The organism is Agrococcus sp. KRD186, from assembly GCF_017168255.1.
Classification (GTDB): Bacteria; Actinomycetota; Actinomycetes; order Actinomycetales; family Microbacteriaceae; genus Agrococcus.
Genome location: NZ_JABFAP010000001.1, coordinates 431,892 through 447,274, shown reverse-complemented (window position 1 = coordinate 447,274; position 15,383 = coordinate 431,892). Strand labels below are relative to the sequence as shown.

Genomic DNA, 15,383 nt, shown 5'->3' with positions numbered 1-15,383 from the left:
TGCGCGGGTGCAGATCGCCGATGACGCCACCGAGCACCTGATCGCCCTCGTGCGCGTGCCCACCGAAGCCCCCGAGCAGCTGCCCGCCTTCCGCGCGGCGCTCGAGGAGCGCTTCCCGCAGCTCTTCGCCGCCCTCGAGGCCGAGTGGATCGGCGACACGATGCTCGCCCGCTGGCCCGGCCGCGGCGAGGGCGCGCCGGCGCTGCTGATGGCGCACCAGGATGTCGTGCCCGCGCCCGACGGTGACGGGCTCGCCGGGGCGGCCTGGACGCATCCGCCCTACTCCGGCCACCGCGACGAGACCCACATCTGGGGCCGCGGCACCCTCGACGACAAGGGCTCGCTCGTCGCCATCTGCGTCGCGATCGAGGTGCTGATGGAGGCGGGCTTCGTGCCGGCGCGCGACGTGTGGCTGGTGTTCGGGCACGACGAGGAGACCATGGGCACGGGCGCCGCGTCGGCCATCGCCGAGCTCGAGCGGCGCGGTGTGCGGCCGGCGTGGGCGCTCGACGAGGGCGGGGCGATCATCGAGCCGCCGATCGCGGGCGTGACCCGCGATGTCGCCGTGGTGGGGGTGGCCGAGAAGGGCTTCGCCAACGTGCGGATGCGCGTGGCGCAGACGGGCGGGCACGCCTCGACCCCGCCGGCGCTGCCCGCCACCTCGCGGCTGGCGCGCGCCATTCGGCGGCTGGACTTCGCCAAGTGGCCGCGCTCGCTGCCCGAGCCCGCGTTGCGCATGCTCGAGCTGCTGGGTGCCGAGGCCGAGGGTGTGCAGGGCGCGGTGCTGCGGAACGTGCGGCGCTCGCGGCCGCTCGTGGAGCGCATCCTGGCGCGCCAGGACGAGACGCGCGCGATGCTCGCGACCACGGCGGTCGTGACGCAGCTCTCGGGCTCGGCGGCGGCGAACGCGCTCGCGGAACAGGCGGTCGCGGTGGTGAACGTGCGCATCGCGCTGGGCTCGTCGGTCGAGGAGACCGTCGCGTTCATGGAGCGGGCGATCGCCGACGAGGCGGTCGAGCTGACGGTGCTGCACGGGCACGGGCCGAGCCCCGAGAGCCCCTCGAACGGCGCCGGGTGGGATGACATCGTCGCGGCGATCGCGCGACTGCGTCCGGATGTGCTGACGGTGCCCTACGTCATGCTCGGCGGCACCGACGGCCGGCACGCGCACCGCATCACCGACCGCGTCTACCGCTTCGCGCCGTTCGAGATGACCCGCGAGGAGCGGCTCACGCTGCACGCGCGCGACGAGCGCATCCGCATCGACACCTGGCTGGCCGGCTGCCGCTGGTATGCCGATCTGATCGAGCAGAGCTGCTGAGCCCTCAGCCGCGGCGCGCCAGCCAGACGTGCATGCCCGCAGCACCGAGCACCCCGCCGAGCACCAGCAGCGCGGGGACGAGCGCGACGAGCACCTCGCCCGTGCTCCGAGCCCACAGCCAGGCCACCAGCACGACGGTGCCAGTCGCTATGTGCACTCCCCACCAAGCGCTCGGGCGACTGGTGCGAAGCCAGCCGCCGTTGACTCCGGCGGCCAGCAGGATGATCACTGCCATCGCCACGACGAGCAGCCAGAGGGGCGGCTGCAGGTCGAACGGCGCGCCCGCCAGCACATACAGCGGCAGCCATGCGGTCATGCCGTAGCGGCAGGCGATCATGAGGGGCGTGACGGGCGGTGTGTCATAACCGTCATCGATCCGCCCGCTGACCGGGTTCGGAATCCGTGCGGTCTGCTCCATTGCACCGCCCCTCCTGCGGTCACCCTAACTGGTGCGGCGAGGCGGCGATCGGCAGAATTCGGTTGCCGGGCGCTGGTGGCTGGATTCTCCCGACATAGCCGGTGAGCGCCGAGGCTTGCCTTCACGCGGAGGCGCCACTCACGTGCGGGAGCCGCCGCTCACCTGCCGGAGCCGCCACTCACCTGCCGGAGCCGCCGCTCACCTGCCGGAGCCGCCACTGACCTGCGGGAGCTGCCGCTCACCTGCGGGAGGCGCCAATCACATGCGGGAGGCGCCACTCAGATGCGGGGGGCGCTGGGCAACTGAGGCCGATACGCCGGTCCGAGCCGACCCTGTAGTAACACGACCCCCACACGCCCAACCGTCAACTTCCGCGCCACCGCGCGGAATCCCGGGCAACGTGTGCTCACCAGTTGCGGAACTCCGGTCTTGCACGGCGCGCGTTGGAGCCAACCGCCGTATACCTGCAGCTGGCCGGCGGCTACGTGCGGCGGGTGCGCTTCTCGCGCCCCTCGGCCGAGACGGCCTCGGCGCGTTCATGGCGAAGGCCCGAAAGGGCCTTCGCGTCAGCGCCTACCGGCGCTGCCTCTTTTCACGAACGCGCATGTTCACCACGATCGGGCTGCCCTCGAAGCCGTAGTCCTCGCGCAGACGGCGCGTGATGAAGCGCCGGTACTGCGGGTCGAGGAAGCCGGTCGTGAACAGCACGAAGGTGGGCGGCCTGGTCGAGGCCTGGGTGGCGAAGAGGATGCGCGCCTGCTTGCCGCCGCGCAGCGGGTGCGGGTGGGCGGCGGTGAGCTCGGCGATGAAGGCGTTGAGCTTGCCGGTGGGGATGCGGGTGTCCCACGAGTCGAGCGCCGTCTCGAGCGCGGGCACGAGCTTCTCGAGGTGGCGACCTGTGCGGGCGGAGATGTTGACCCGCGGTGCCCAGTCGACGTGCGCGAGATCCTTCTCGATCTCGCGCTCGAGGTAGCGGCGGCGGTCGTCGTCGAGCTGATCCCACTTGTTGAACGCGAGCACGAGGGCGCGGCCCGATTCGAGCACCAGGTCGATGATGCGCACGTCCTGCTCGCTGAGCGGCTCGGTCACGTCGAGCAGCACGACGGCGACCTCGGCCTTCTCGAGCGCCGCCTGCGTGCGCAGCGTGGCGTAGAAGTCAGCGCCCTGCTGCAGATGCACGCGGCGACGGATGCCGGCGGTGTCGACGAAGCGCCAGACGCGCCCGCCGAGCTCGATCTGCTCGTCGACGGGGTCGCGGGTGGTGCCGGCGATCTCGTTGACGACCACGCGCTCCTCCCCCGCGGCCTTGTTGAGCAGGCTCGACTTGCCGACGTTGGGGCGGCCCAGCAGCGCCACGCGGCGCGGGCCGCCGAGCTCCTCCTTCGCGACCGCCGAGATCGCGGGCAGCTTGGTCATGGCCAGGTCGAGCACGTCGGCGACGCCGCGGCCGTGCGCCGCCGAGACGGGGTGGGGCTCACCCAGGCCGAGGCTCCACAGCGACGATGCCTCCAGGTCGCGGCGCGCGTCGTCGGCCTTGTTGGCCACCAGGATGACCGGCCGGTTCGACTGCCGCAGCATCCGCACGACGTGCTCGTCGGTGGAGGTGGGGCCGACGTTGACGTCGACGACGAACAGCACCGCGTCGGCGAGCTCGACGGCGATCTCGGCCTGGATGGCGACCGAGCGGTCGATGCCGCGCGCGTCGGGCTCCCAGCCGCCGGTGTCGACGAGCGTGAAGCGACGCCCGTTCCACTCCGCCTTGTAGGAGACGCGGTCGCGGGTGACGCCCGGGGTGTCCTCGACGACGGCCTCGCGGCGACCGAGGATGCGGTTCACGAGCGCCGACTTGCCGACGTTCGGGCGGCCGACGATCGCCAGCACCGGCAGCGCCGGCATCACGCGGATGGCGTCGGCGCCCACTTCGGCGAGATCCAGCAGCGCGGCGTCCTCATCGTCGAGCTCGTAGCCGGAGAGCCCGGCGCGCAGCGCTGCGACCCGCGCCTCGTCGGTCTCGTAGGCGTCCTGCTCGATCGCCGGGCCCGCCTCGAGCGGACCGTCGAAGTCGTCGGAGAGGGTGGGCTCGGTGGGTTCAGTGTTCTCGGTGGGCTCGGTGCCCTGGGTGTCAGTCATGCTGCTCCTCGCTCGTGAGCCGGACGATCGCATCGACCGTCTCATCGAAGGTGAGATGGGTGGAGTCGACCACCGTCACGCCGTCCGCGGCGTTGAGGAAGTCGACCACACGGGAATCGGAGGCGTCGCGCGCCGCGAGGCGCGCGCCCACCTGCAGCTCGTCGCCGCCGACGTCGCCGAAGCGCCGGCGCACGCGCACGGCCTCGTCGGCGGTCAGCAGCACGCGCACGTCGGCGTCGGGCGCGACGACGGTGGTGATGTCGCGGCCCTCGGCGACGATGCCGGGGGTGGCTGCGGCGATGATGGCGCGGAAGCGCACGTTGACGGCCTCGCGGGCGGCGGCGGTGCGGGCGACGCCCGAGACGGCGACGGAGATGCGCTCGGTGCGGATCTCCTCGGTGACGTCGTGCCCCTGGATCGCGACCCGCTGCCCGGTGACGTCGACGGTGAGCTCGAGCGAGTCGAGCGCGCCCAGGCTGCTGATCACCGTCGGCTCGTCGTCGGTGTCGCCGCCCTGCTCGAGGATGAGCCAGGTGAGCGCCCGGTAGGCGGCGCCGGTGTCGAGGAACTGGAAACCCAGCTCGCGCGCCACCGCGCGCGCCACCGACGACTTGCCGCTGCCGGCGGGGCCGTCGATCGCAACGACGACCGCGGTGCCGCTCGTGTCGGCGCCGCTCACGCGAGCACCTGCCAGCCGAGCTGCTCGAGCGCCTCGTGCAGCCGCTGCACCGCCTCCGGCAGCACCGTGATCTCCACGACGCCGAACTGCGCGCCCTCGGCGTGCTCGATCCGCACGTCCTCGAGGTTCACGTCGGCGTCGCCGATGTCGGCCAGCAGCCGCGCCAGCTGGCCCGGCCGGTCGTCGATGCGCACCTGCACGAGCGTGAAGCGCGTGTGCGTGCCGTGCTTGCCCGGCAGGCGCGAGACGCCGTCGTTACCGGCACGCAACGCATCCGCCATCGTCTTCCGGCTGCCGGATGCTTCCGGGTCGTCGAGCGCGTCGACGAGCGTCGCGAGGTCGGTCTGCAGTGCGCGCAGCTGCTCGACGATCGCGGGTGCATTGGCGCCCAGGATCTGGATCCACAGCGCCGGGTCGCTCGCGGCGACGCGGGTGACGTCGCGCACGCCGCCGCCGGCGAGGCGCAGCGCCTCGTCGGGCGCGTCGGCGAGCCGGGCGGCCATCAGCGAGGAGACCAACTGCGGCACGTGGCTGACGATCGCGACCGCACGGTCGTGCTCGTCAGGGGTCGACTCGATAGGCACGGCGCCCAGGTCGAGGATGAGGTCGTCGACGAGGCTGCCGCGCTCGTACGAGATGCCCTCGTGGCTCGCGATCACCCAGGGGCGGCCGACGAACAGGTCGCCGGTGCCGGCGATCGCGCCGCTCTTCTCACGGCCCGCCATCGGGTGGGTGCCGAGGTAGCGGCTGACGTCGGCGCCCATCGCCCGCAGCTGGGCGAGCGGCACGGCCTTGACCGACGCGACGTCGGTGACCACCGCATCCGGGAACGCCTCGAGCTCGGCCGCCACGACCTGCGCCGTGACATCCGGCGGCACGGCGACCACGATCAGCTCGGGCGCATCGCCCGGCTCGGCCACCCGGCCGGCGCCGTAGTCCGCGGCCAGCCGCATGGCGGTCGGCGAGGCGTCGTGCAGCTGCACCTCGACGCCGCGGGCGGCGAGGCCGAGGCCGATGGAGGTGCCGAGCAGCCCGGTGCCGACGATGCGCACGGGGCCGCGCAGTCGGTGGGTCACGAGTGGCTCCTGGATCGGGGGCTGGATGGCTGCTGCTGCCTAGGGCGCCGACCTCGAGAGTGTGAGGATCGCGCCGCGCTCTATCGTACTGAGTTCGCGCACCCGCCCCGCGCGGAGGGTGCCGAGGTGGAGCGGGCCGAACGAGCGCCGCACGAGCTCGACCACCGGGTGCCCCACGTGGTCGAGCATGCGCCGCACGATGCGGTTGCGGCCCGAGTGCAGCGTCAGCTCGACCATCGAGTGGCCCTTCGACGGGCTGCCGATCAGCCGCGCGGCGTCGGCCCGGATGCTGCCGTCGTCGAGCTCGAAGCCCTGCAGCAGCTGGCGGATGACGCGCTGGTCGACCGCGCCCCGCACCTTCGCGACGTAGGTCTTCTGCACCCCGAAGGACGGATGCGCAAGCACGTGCGCGAGGTCGCCGTCGTTGGTGAGGATGAGGAGGCCGGAGGTGTCGGCGTCGAGACGGCCGACGTTGTAGACGCGCTCGTCGATGTCGGCGACGAACTCGCGCAGGTCGGGGCGGCCGCGCTCGTCGCTCATGGTGGAGACGACGCCGGTGGGCTTGTTGAGCATCAGGTAGCGCTTGGTGGTGTCGAGCTGCACCGCGGTGCCGTCGACGGTCACCTGCGCCTCCGGCTGGATGCGGGTGCCGAGCTCGGTCACGACCCGCCCGTCGACGGTGATGCGGCCGGCGACGATCATGTCCTCGACGACGCGGCGGCTGGCGACGCCTGCTGCGGCGAGCACCTTCTGCAGGCGCTCGCCCTCGGCTGCCGGGCTGCCGCCCGTGGTGCTGGGGTCGCTCATGCGAACATATCCTCTTCGCCGTCGGGCAGCAGCGGCGAGATCGGCGGCAGCTCGTCGAGCGAGTTCAGGCCGAGCTGCGTCAGCAGCAGCTCGGTGGTCTCGTAGTTGATGGCGCCGGTCTCGCTGTCGGCGAAGGCTTCGCGGATGAGCCCGCGGCCGAGCAGCGTGCGCACCACCGAGTCGACGTTGACGGCGCGGATGGCCGCGACGGCGCCGCGCGTGATGGGCTGCTTGTAGGCGATCACGGCGAGCGTCTCGAGCGCCGCCTGCGAGAGCTTCGTGGGCGTCTGCGTCAGCACGAAGTCGGCGGCGTCGACGTCGTAGGCGTCGCGCACGTAGATGCGCCAGCCGCCGCCCACCTCGCGCAGCTCGAAGCCGCGCTCGGGGCCTGCCGGCCGATCCCCCACCGGCTTGCCGTCGTAGTCGTCGCGGAGCGCCTCGATCGCCGCCTTCACCTGCTTGACCGGCGCGCGCAGCGCGGTCGCGAGGTGCACGGCGCCCTGCGGCTCGTCGGCGACCATCAGGATCGCCTCGATGCGGCGCTCGAGCGGCAGGTGCGAGCGGTCCTCCACCGGGGCCGCGGCCTCGGTGACCTCCTCGCCCTGCTGCGCCGACGCATCCGCCTGTGTCTGCGTCGCTGTCTGCGTCTCGGTCTCAGGCATGGTCATAGTCTGCCCCCAAGCTCACGAGGTCCTCGTCGCGGAAGTCGTGGCCCGTCCAGCTGAGCGAGAGCTCGCCGAGCGGCTCGAGCTGCTCGAAGGTGATCGCGGCGTGGCGGTAGAGCTCGAGCACCGCGAGGAAGCGCGCGACGATGACCCCGCGAGTGGCCTCGCCGGCGATCAGCTCGCGGAACGTGGTGGTGCCCTTCGAGCGCAGCATCGAGACGATGTGCGCGGCCTGCTCGCGGATCGACACGAGCGGCGCGTGCAGGTGCGTGAGCCCGACGGTCGGGATCTCCTTGGGCGTGAGCGCCAGCAGCGCGAGGGCTGCGAAGTCGTCGGCCGAGAGCGTCCACCGCAGCTCGGGCGTGCGCTGCCGGAAGCGGTCCTCGAGCCGCACCGAGCGGGCGTGGCGGCTCGACTCCGCGCCGATGCGCTCGGCGGCCCACAGCGCCGCCTGCTTGAACGCGCGGTACTGCAGCAGCCGCGCGAAGAGCAGGTCGCGGGCCTCGAGCAGCGCGACGTCCTCGCTGTCGACGACGTCGCCGGCGGGCAGCAGCGAGGCGATCTTGAGGTCGAGCAGCGTCGCGGCGACGACGATGAACTCGCTCGCCTGCTCGAGCTCCTCCTGCGTGTCGAGCGTGCGCACGTAGGCGATGAAGTCGTTCGTGACGCGGCTGAGCGCGATCTCGGTGACATCCATCGAGCGGTTGCCGATGAGCGTCAGCAGCAGGTCGAAGGGCCCGTCGAAGTTGTCGAGCGCGAGGCGGAAGCCGCCCGTCTCGTCGGCGGCGCCCGACGTCTCCGCCTCGGCGGGTGCGGCGTCGGCCGCGTCAGGCGATGGCACAGCCCACGTCAGGCGATGGCGCCGCGGGCGATCAGCTCGCGCGCGAGCTGGCGGTGCACCTCTGCGGCGGCGTGCTCGGGCGCGAACTGCGTCACGGGCACCCCGGCGACGGATGCGTCGGGGAACTTCACGGTGCGGCGGATGACGGTGTCGAGCACGGTGTCGCCGAAGGTCTCGACCACACGCTCCATGACCTCGCGTGCGTGCAGGGTGCGGGAGTCGAACATCGTGACCAGGATGCCGTCAAGCTGCAGCGCCGGGTTCAGGCGGTCCTGCACCTTCTCGATCGTCTCCTTCAGGAGCGCGACGCCGCGGAGGGCGAAGTACTCGCTCTCGAGCGGGATGAGCACGCCGTGCGCGGCGGTGAGCGCGTTCACGGTGAGCAGGCCGAGCGAGGGCTGGCAGTCGATCAGGATGAGGTCGTAGTCGTCGGCGACGCGGCGCAGAACCCGGGCGAGGATCTGCTCGCGGGCGACCTCGTTGACGAGGTGCACCTCGGCCGCCGACAGGTCGATGTTGGCGGGGATCACGTCGAGCCCCTCGACCGAGGTCGATTGGATCGCCTCGCGGGGGTCGATCTTGGGGTTGAGCAGCAGGTCGTAGATCGTGGTCGCGTCGTGGTTGTCGACGCCCAGGCCCGCGCTCAGCGCGCCCTGCGGGTCGAAGTCGACGGCCAGCACGCGGCGGCCGTACTCGGCGACGGCGGCGCCCAGGTTGATCGAGGTGGTCGTCTTGCCGACGCCGCCCTTCTGGTTGCACATCGTGATGATGCGCGCGGGGCCGTGCGACTTCAGCGGCGCAGGCACGGGGAACTCCTGCACCGCACGCCCGGTCGGCCCGAGCGTGGGCGCCTCCATGCCGGCCAGGGTCTCGGTGCTGTTGCTCACGGTTCCGAGTCTAGGAACCCCCGCCGACTTCCCCCGGTAGCCCGGCGCGGCGTGTATCTCAACCTCTGGTTGAGGCTCGCCCCTGCCTGATGCGCTCGTCGAGGAGGCCCGAAGGGCCGCCCCGACGCCGCGCATCCTGAGCCGCCGCGCGTCACGAGCAGAGGAGATCTCGGCGGCCCTTCCGAGCAGAGGCTGGATTCGGCCTTCCGGCCGACTCTCCCCTCCCAGTGACGCGACCCTCAGCTCCAGGCGACGATGCCATAGACGGATGCCGTCGGCAGCCTCGACCGAACGCTTCCTCCCAGGAGGAGCCCATGCCGATGTCGAACTCCGCCGCCTCGAGGCGGCCGTCGGCGCCCGTGATGCGTTAGAGCAGCGAGGCCGAAAAGGCCCTTCGGCGTGGATCATCTCACCGGTCTGTTGCCGAGACAACGCCCGAATGCTACAGTTCGCGCAAATCGCGAGTTCCGTGATTCTGCAACCTCAATGGAGAGATTATGCACAACTATGAAGAACCGGCGACGCACGCGAGGCGTCGACCGTTGGCTCTGATCGGCCTGATCTCCGGCTTCATGGTACTGACGAGTTCGATCCTCATCCCGGAGGCTGCCTTCGCGAGCAGCCCCGACGAACCCGCCGAAGTCGAGGGGCTGACGGCAGAACAGTTGCAGGTCATCGACGCTTGGACTGCGAACGCGCACTCAACGTCCGGCGTGGCGCGAGTAGCGCCGACTGGCATGGCGACGACAAACGGCATGGCGTCGACGCAAGCGACCTACAGCATGGAAGTCAGCCTCTATCGCGGATCGTGGTTGGCCTGGGCGGACGAGCGCGTCTACTGGCGCTACACCGGGTACACCATCCTCTCCAGCTCCGGCTACCAGAGCACCGGCGCGATCTTCCCGAACAACGTCACAGCGTTGGGCACGAGTCGCATCTCTACGACGTCGTCCAAGCACAGCTGGCGCGGTCGCTACATGGTCGGTGCAGGCGTTCCCACGCCGTGGGGTAACGCGAACGTGTACAACTGGACGTCAACCGCTCGCATTGACGTCCAGAAGAGCGGGGCGTACAACGGGTGGTGGATCAACTGACCGCAGCGGATGAGTCCCCTGACCTCATCATCGAGGAGTTGAGCAAGGCTTACCAGCGGTCGGTTCTCAACGGGGCCTCCGCTAGCTTCCCGTCGGGGCATGTCGTCGCGATTCTCGGCGAGAATGGCTCGGGCAAGACGACGCTGTTCAAATGCATGCTCGGACTGGAGTCCTTCAGTGGCTCCGTGCGGTTCGGGGGCGCAATGAGCGGGCGGTCGCTCGCTGGCGGCGACATCTTCGGCGTCTTCGACGAATCGACGATGTATCCGACTTGGACGGTGGCCAAGAACATCGAGTACCAATTGAACGATGGGACAGCGGCATCCTCGCCAACAGTGCGGAGCCTGCTCCCGAAAGACCTCTTGGTTGCGCGCGCTGGCAGGCTCTCCGCTGGCCAAACGCGGCTGGTGCTCATCGCCATCGCTGTGGCGAGCAGCGCCAAGGTCCTGCTGCTGGATGAATTCAGCAACGGTCTTGACCGGTCGACTCGAGCGCGCGTGCGGGGTGCGCTCGAGTCTGTCGTCGACTCCGGCCGCACGGTCATCGCATCCGGCCATGATCTTGCCGTGTTCGAAGGGTTTGCCGACCGCCTCTACATCCTGAAGGACGGTGTGCTGCACGACGGGACTGCGCACTACGAGAGGACGGCGAGCCTTGAAGAGACGTACGACTCGTTCCATGAGTGAGATCCGCCGTGAGTTGAGGTGGGCGTGGAACTCAAAACTCATTCTCGTGCTGTTGCTCGCAGCGGCAGCCGCAACAGGCTGGAACACTGTCTCCAACTCGAGTTTCGCGTCCGCTGAGGTCGGCCAGTTCCTCGCCACGGTTGAGGAGTATGAGCAGGCCGGAGAGTCCGTTGAGGCCGCTTTGCAAGCGCCAGTGTCGATCGAGACCGGGCCCGGCGGGGCTGAGATCACCAACAACCCGCTGCGATACGACTACGACCGCGCGTCGGTCGCACTTGGCAACATGTCGGCTCTTGGCTCTGCGCGCTCAGCGATTGCGCTGTCCACCGTCCTCTTCTTCCCCGTCCTCGGCATGCTGCTGGGCGTGGGCCTTGCAACGCACGACGCGCGGAGTCGGTCCATTCGCGTTCGCTGGCCCCAGTCGGGCCTCGTCGCCTTCGTTGCTGCAAAGACGATGACGCTGCTGCTGCTCGTCTTCCTGACCTGCCTGGCAACCCTCGCGGCTTCCTCCGCAGCAGGCGCAATCGCGACGTTGCTCGTCCCAGGCGTGGCTGGCGACTCAGGCGTCACAGCCGCAACGCCGCGCATCGACGGCGGGATCTTGTTGTCCATCGCCTACTCGCTCGGCGTCGGCGGGGTGTTCGGGCTTGCGGCCTTCGCGATCGCGTCTTGGGCCCGCGAGCGTGCATTCACCATGTCCGGCTTGGTGCTCGCCTACTTCCTGATACCGATCCTCGGCCCATTGGACCCGCGGAACCTCATCTTGGTTGTTGGTCGGGACATCTTGGAGTTCACCGGTTCGTTCCGCCCAATGGCGATCCTCGGGCCGAGTCCGATGCTGGGCTTAGCCATCGGCGGTCTGCTCTGTGCGGTCGCCATGGCAGCGTCCATCACCGCTTGGTTGCAACGGGCTCGGTACTGATACGAAGCCGTCTACGACCGACCAGTGCTGCCTCCGCCCTCGGTCGGCCAACCAGGCTCTTCTCATCCTGTGACCGACCCCGCTCAGCTCCAGGGGAAGATGCCCGAGTAGGCGTTGAGCGCAGGCTGGCCGCCGAGGTGGGCGTAGAGCACCGTCGAGCCCTTCGCGATCGCGCCCGAGCGCACCAGATCGATGAGCCCCGCCATCGACTTGCCCTCGTAGACCGGGTCGATGATCATGCCCTCGGTCCTGCCGGTCGTGAGGATCGCATCCACCGTCGACGCCACCGGGATGCCGTAGAGGTCGCCGGCCCAGCCCTCGAGCACGGTGATCTCGTCGTCGCGCAAATCGCGCTCGAGGCCGATGAGCTGCGCGGTGTGCCGGGCGATGCGGGCCACCTGGTCGCGCGTCTTGTCGATGGTGGCGGATGCGTCGATGCCGAGCACGCGGCGCGGTCGCCCGCCTGCGTCCTCCAGGGCGGCGAACCCGGCGATCATGCCCGCGTGGGTCGAGCCGGTCACCGTGCAGACCACGATCGTGTCGAAGAAGACGCCCAGCTCGCGCTCCTGCTCGGCCACCTCGTAGGCCCAGTTGGCGAAGCCGAGCCCGCCGAACGGGTGCTCGCTGGCGCCGTCGGGGATGCCGTAGGGCGTGCCGCCTGCCGCCTCGACCTCCGCGAGCGCCTCCTCCCACGAGGAGCGGATGCCGATGTCGAAGCCTGCCGCGTCGAGCCGTGAGTCGGCGCCCATGATGCGCGAGAGCAGCAGGTTGCCGACCTTGTCGTTCACCGGGTCGTCCCAGTCGACCCAGCGCTCCTGCACCAGCCGGCACTTGAGGCCCAGCTTCGCGGCCACCGCGGCCACCTGCCGGGTGTGGTTCGACTGGTAGCCGCCGATCGACACGAGCGTGTCGGCACCGGAGGCGAGCACGTCGGGCACGATGTACTCGAGCTTGCGGGTCTTGTTGCCGCCGAACGCGAGGCCCGAGCTCACGTCCTCCCGCTTGGCCCAGACCGCCGCGCCGCCGAGATGCTTGGTCAGGTTGTCGAGCGGATGCACGGGGCTCGGCCCGAAGGTCAGCGGGTATCGGTCGAAAGCGGCGATGCTCATGACCAGACCATAGCGCCCGCGCGGCCGCGCCACTCAGAGCGCGGCGTAGAGGTCGACGCCGCGGCCGTCCGGGTCGGCGACCGTCGCGTAGCGCTGCCCCCACGCGGCGTCCCACGGCTCCCGCACGACCCGGTGGCCGAGCCCCACGAGCCGCGCGACGGTCGCGTCGACCTCCGCCGCGCTGTCGCAGCGGGCGGCGAGCGTGTGGCTCTGGCCGGGCTCACGCCGGTAGTCGGGGTCGAACGAGCGGATGGTCGCCTCGGTGTCCCACATGAGCCGCAGCCCACCGGGCAGCGTCGCCTCGGCATGCGGCTCGTCGTCCGCCTCCGCCGGGATGTCGAGGCCGAGCGCCCGATAGAACGCCAGCGTCGCGGGCATGTCCTGCGCCACCATGCCGATGGCATCGATCGTGATCATGCGCACACGCTACGCCGGTATCGTCGCCCCATGCAGCACCTCGAGATCGCCCGCCGCTTCGTCGAGCAGGAGTTCCCCGGCGCCGACAGCGCAGTCGTCGCGGGCAGCACCGCGAGCGGACGGCGCACCGCCACCAGCGACATCGACCTGCTGGTCCTCGGGCCCGAGGGAATGCTCGGCGACGCAGACTCCCTTGCGGCGAACTACGCCTTCGAGGGCGAGGCGATGGAGGTGTTCGCGTACACCGAGGCGGGATTCGACCGCTGGGCGAACCGCGGGGTCGAGGAGGCGCGGCCAGTCATCGTCGACATGCTCGTCGGAGGCACCGCGGTCCTCACAGGACCGACCCTGCTGCGGCTCCGGCCGGACTGGGCAGCAGTGCTCGCCCGCGGGCCGGTCGTCGACCGCCGACGCCTCGATCTCATGCGCTATGCGGTCACGGATCTCCTCGATGATCTCCTCGACGCGCACGACGCGCTCGAGCAGCGCACGATCATGGCGTGCCTGTTCGAAGATGTCGCTGCGCTCGCACTGCTGGCGAACGGCCGCTGGCTCGGACGCGGCAAGCACCTGGTGCGTCGCCTGCGGGCGTGGAGCCCGGATCGCGCGAACGCGCTGGCAGCACCGCTGCTCGCCGGCGATGCGAGCGCGTTCGGCATCGCGGCGGGGCACGAGCTCGAGCGCGCCGGAGGCCGCCTGCGCGAAGGTTTCGTCCGTTGACGCTCAGCGCGCCCGCGGGTGCGCCGTCGTGTACATGTCGCGCAGCGTGTCGGCGGTGACATGCGTGTAGATCTGCGTGGTCGCCACCGAGGCGTGGCCGAGCAGCTCCTGCACCACGCGCACGTCGGCGCCGCCCTCCAGCAGGTGGGTCGCGAAGGAGTGGCGGAAGGTGTGCGGCGAGACGCCCGTCACCCCGGCCTCCTCGGCCACCCGCTGGATGATCTCCCACGCCGCCTGGCGGCTCAGGCGCCCGCCCCGGGCACCGAGCAGCAGCGCGGGCGTGCCGCGCCCCTTCGCGGCGAACGCCGCCCTCCCCCGCACCAGCCACGCATCCGTCGCCGCCCGCGCATAGGAGCCCACCGGCACCAGCCGCTGCTTCGTGCCCTTGCCGGTGACGCGCAGCAGCCCGTGCTCCGCGATCGCGGCCACGTCGTCGACGTCGAGCGCGATGAGCTCGGAGATGCGGGCGCCGGTGGCGTAGAGCAGCTCGAGCAGGGCGCGGTCGCGCAGCCGGGCCGGGTCGACCGCCGCGCCGTCGCTGACCGCGCTCGCGTCGGCCGCGCCGCCATCGGCGGCGCCATCCGCGTCCCCGCCGGCGACTTCCAGCATCCGCTGCATCTGCGACACCGAGATCGCCTTCGGCAGTCGGGAGGGCAGCTTCGGCGGCCGCTGCTCCTTCGCCACGTCCTCCTCCGCGACCTGCTCCTCGACGAGCCAGCGGTGCAGCGCCTTCACGGCCGACAGGTGCCGCGCCACCGAGGAGGCGGCCAGGCCGCGGTCGGCGAGCGAGCCGCGGAACGCCGCGACGTCCTCGCCCGTGATGGCCGACGCATCCGTCACCCCGCGTGCCTCGAGCACCGCCAGGTAGCCGGTGAGGTCGCGGCGGTAGGCGGCGACCGTGTGCTGCGAGAGGCCGCGCTCGATGGCGAGCTGTCGCAGCAGCCGGTCGACGGCCTGCTGGGGTGTCACGGGCGCTGCCGCCTCACGCGCGCATCATGCCCGGGCGGATGCGTGCCAGTCGAAGGGCACGTCGGCGGGCTGCGCGTCGAGGCGGCGGGCACGCAGCTGCGTGAGCGCGAGCAGCGCCGCCAGCAGCGTGGCGTTGTGGAGCCGCATGGTGGCCGCCGCCTCGAGCACCTCGTCGAGCGGCACCCAGCGGCGCTCCATCTCGGCCTCCTCGTGCTCGCGCGCGAAGGCGTCGGGCAGCTCACGCACGTCGGTGGCCAGGTAGACGCGGATCATCTCGGTCGAGCCGCCGCCCGTGGTGGAGACGTCGACGAGCGTGCGCCAGGTGCCGGCCTCCAGGTCGGTCTCCTCGGCCAGCTCGCGCTGCGCGCCGAGCAGCGGATCCTCGCCTGCGATGTCGAGCAGGCCCGCGGGCAGCTCCCAGAGCGTGCCGCCCGCCGGGTGGCGGTACTGGTGCACGAGCATGAGCTCGTCGGCCCCGTTCACGGCCACGACCGCGACGGCACCGGGGTGCACGACGACCTCGCGGCGGATCCGCTGCCCGCCCAGCTCGAACTCCTGCGCCTCCACGTCGAACACGCGGCCGTCGAGCAGCCGCTCGCGCGCGAGCACCGGCTGCGCGCCGAGCGTGTCCTCGATCATCGC

At 71.1% G+C, this 15,383-nt stretch carries 17 protein-coding genes; 5 read left to right on the top strand and 12 right to left on the bottom strand.

Annotated features, from left to right (window positions below; genetic code table 11):
- Positions 1–7: 7 nt before the first annotated feature.
- Entirely contained in the window at positions 8–1,321 is a 1,314-nt protein-coding gene (locus tag J1M46_RS02270; protein WP_206446344.1) for a M20/M25/M40 family metallo-hydrolase, read from the top strand.
- A gap of 4 nt (positions 1,322–1,325) precedes the next feature.
- Here J1M46_RS02270 and J1M46_RS02265 read toward each other — a convergent pair whose 3' ends face one another.
- The 8 genes from J1M46_RS02265 to J1M46_RS02230 form a co-directional block, all read right to left on the bottom strand.
- Complete coding sequence (locus J1M46_RS02265; protein WP_206446343.1) at positions 1,326–1,739, bottom strand: hypothetical protein; 414 nt, start codon at positions 1,737–1,739, stop codon at positions 1,326–1,328.
- A gap of 573 nt (positions 1,740–2,312) precedes the next feature.
- Positions 2,313–3,869 carry a ribosome biogenesis GTPase Der gene (gene der / locus J1M46_RS02260; RefSeq protein ID WP_206446342.1) on the bottom strand — a complete coding sequence of 519 codons (1,557 nt, stop codon included), beginning with the start codon at positions 3,867–3,869 and terminating at the stop codon, positions 2,313–2,315.
- Positions 3,862–4,548, bottom strand: a complete 687-nt coding sequence (gene cmk, locus J1M46_RS02255) for a (d)CMP kinase (protein ID WP_206446341.1) — start codon at positions 4,546–4,548, stop codon at positions 3,862–3,864. Before cmk ends, der begins: the two co-directional genes overlap by 8 nt.
- Positions 4,545–5,624 carry a prephenate dehydrogenase gene (locus J1M46_RS02250; protein WP_342384231.1) on the bottom strand — a complete coding sequence of 360 codons (1,080 nt, stop codon included), beginning with the start codon at positions 5,622–5,624 and terminating at the stop codon, positions 4,545–4,547. Before J1M46_RS02250 ends, cmk begins: the two co-directional genes overlap by 4 nt.
- Positions 5,625–5,663: 39 nt before the next feature.
- A complete protein-coding gene (locus tag J1M46_RS02245; RefSeq protein ID WP_206446340.1) occupies positions 5,664–6,431 on the bottom strand; it encodes a pseudouridine synthase in 768 nt (255 codons plus the stop codon).
- On the bottom strand, positions 6,428–7,099 hold the full coding sequence (gene scpB / locus J1M46_RS02240) for an SMC-Scp complex subunit ScpB (protein ID WP_206446339.1): 672 nt from the start codon (positions 7,097–7,099) through the stop codon (positions 6,428–6,430). The genes J1M46_RS02245 and scpB overlap by 4 nt, the downstream gene beginning before the upstream one ends.
- Positions 7,086–7,937 (bottom strand): segregation/condensation protein A, encoded by an 852-nt coding sequence (locus J1M46_RS02235; protein ID WP_206446338.1) that lies wholly within the window; start codon positions 7,935–7,937, stop codon positions 7,086–7,088. The genes scpB and J1M46_RS02235 overlap by 14 nt, the downstream gene beginning before the upstream one ends.
- Before the next feature lie 8 nt (positions 7,938–7,945).
- On the bottom strand, positions 7,946–8,794 hold the full coding sequence (locus J1M46_RS02230) for a ParA family protein (RefSeq protein WP_206448532.1): 849 nt from the start codon (positions 8,792–8,794) through the stop codon (positions 7,946–7,948).
- Positions 8,795–9,321: 527 nt separating this feature from the next.
- Here J1M46_RS02230 and J1M46_RS02225 point away from each other — a divergent pair.
- From J1M46_RS02225 to J1M46_RS02215, 3 genes are read left to right on the top strand one after another with little or no spacing between them, the layout of a single operon-like run.
- Positions 9,322–9,918, top strand: coding sequence for a hypothetical protein (locus J1M46_RS02225; protein WP_206446337.1), 597 nt, complete (start codon positions 9,322–9,324; stop codon positions 9,916–9,918).
- Positions 9,906–10,604, top strand: a complete 699-nt coding sequence (locus J1M46_RS02220; RefSeq protein ID WP_206446336.1) for an ATP-binding cassette domain-containing protein — start codon at positions 9,906–9,908, stop codon at positions 10,602–10,604. The genes J1M46_RS02225 and J1M46_RS02220 overlap by 13 nt, the downstream gene beginning before the upstream one ends.
- A complete protein-coding gene (locus J1M46_RS02215) occupies positions 10,597–11,526 on the top strand; it encodes a hypothetical protein (protein WP_206446335.1) in 930 nt (309 codons plus the stop codon). Before J1M46_RS02220 ends, J1M46_RS02215 begins: the two co-directional genes overlap by 8 nt.
- Positions 11,527–11,609: 83 nt before the next feature.
- Here J1M46_RS02215 and J1M46_RS02210 read toward each other — a convergent pair whose 3' ends face one another.
- Complete coding sequence (locus tag J1M46_RS02210) at positions 11,610–12,635, bottom strand: 1-aminocyclopropane-1-carboxylate deaminase (RefSeq protein WP_206446334.1); 1,026 nt, start codon at positions 12,633–12,635, stop codon at positions 11,610–11,612.
- A 33-nt stretch (positions 12,636–12,668) separates the two neighbouring features.
- A complete protein-coding gene (locus tag J1M46_RS02205; RefSeq protein WP_206446333.1) occupies positions 12,669–13,052 on the bottom strand; it encodes a VOC family protein in 384 nt (127 codons plus the stop codon).
- Between the two features lie 30 nt (positions 13,053–13,082).
- Between J1M46_RS02205 and J1M46_RS02200 the strand changes: the two genes are divergently transcribed.
- The gene (locus tag J1M46_RS02200) at positions 13,083–13,772 is read left to right on the top strand and encodes a nucleotidyltransferase domain-containing protein (RefSeq protein ID WP_206446332.1); all 690 of its coding nucleotides are present in this window, start codon (positions 13,083–13,085) and stop codon (positions 13,770–13,772) included.
- A gap of 3 nt (positions 13,773–13,775) precedes the next feature.
- Here J1M46_RS02200 and J1M46_RS02195 read toward each other — a convergent pair whose 3' ends face one another.
- Positions 13,776–14,741: a tyrosine recombinase gene (locus J1M46_RS02195; protein ID WP_206446331.1), complete on the bottom strand. Its 966-nt coding sequence runs from the start codon at positions 14,739–14,741 to the stop codon at positions 13,776–13,778.
- Between the two features lie 24 nt (positions 14,742–14,765).
- Positions 14,766–15,380, bottom strand: a complete 615-nt coding sequence (locus tag J1M46_RS02190; protein WP_206446330.1) for an NUDIX domain-containing protein — start codon at positions 15,378–15,380, stop codon at positions 14,766–14,768.
- Between the last annotated feature and the right edge of the window lie 3 nt (positions 15,381–15,383).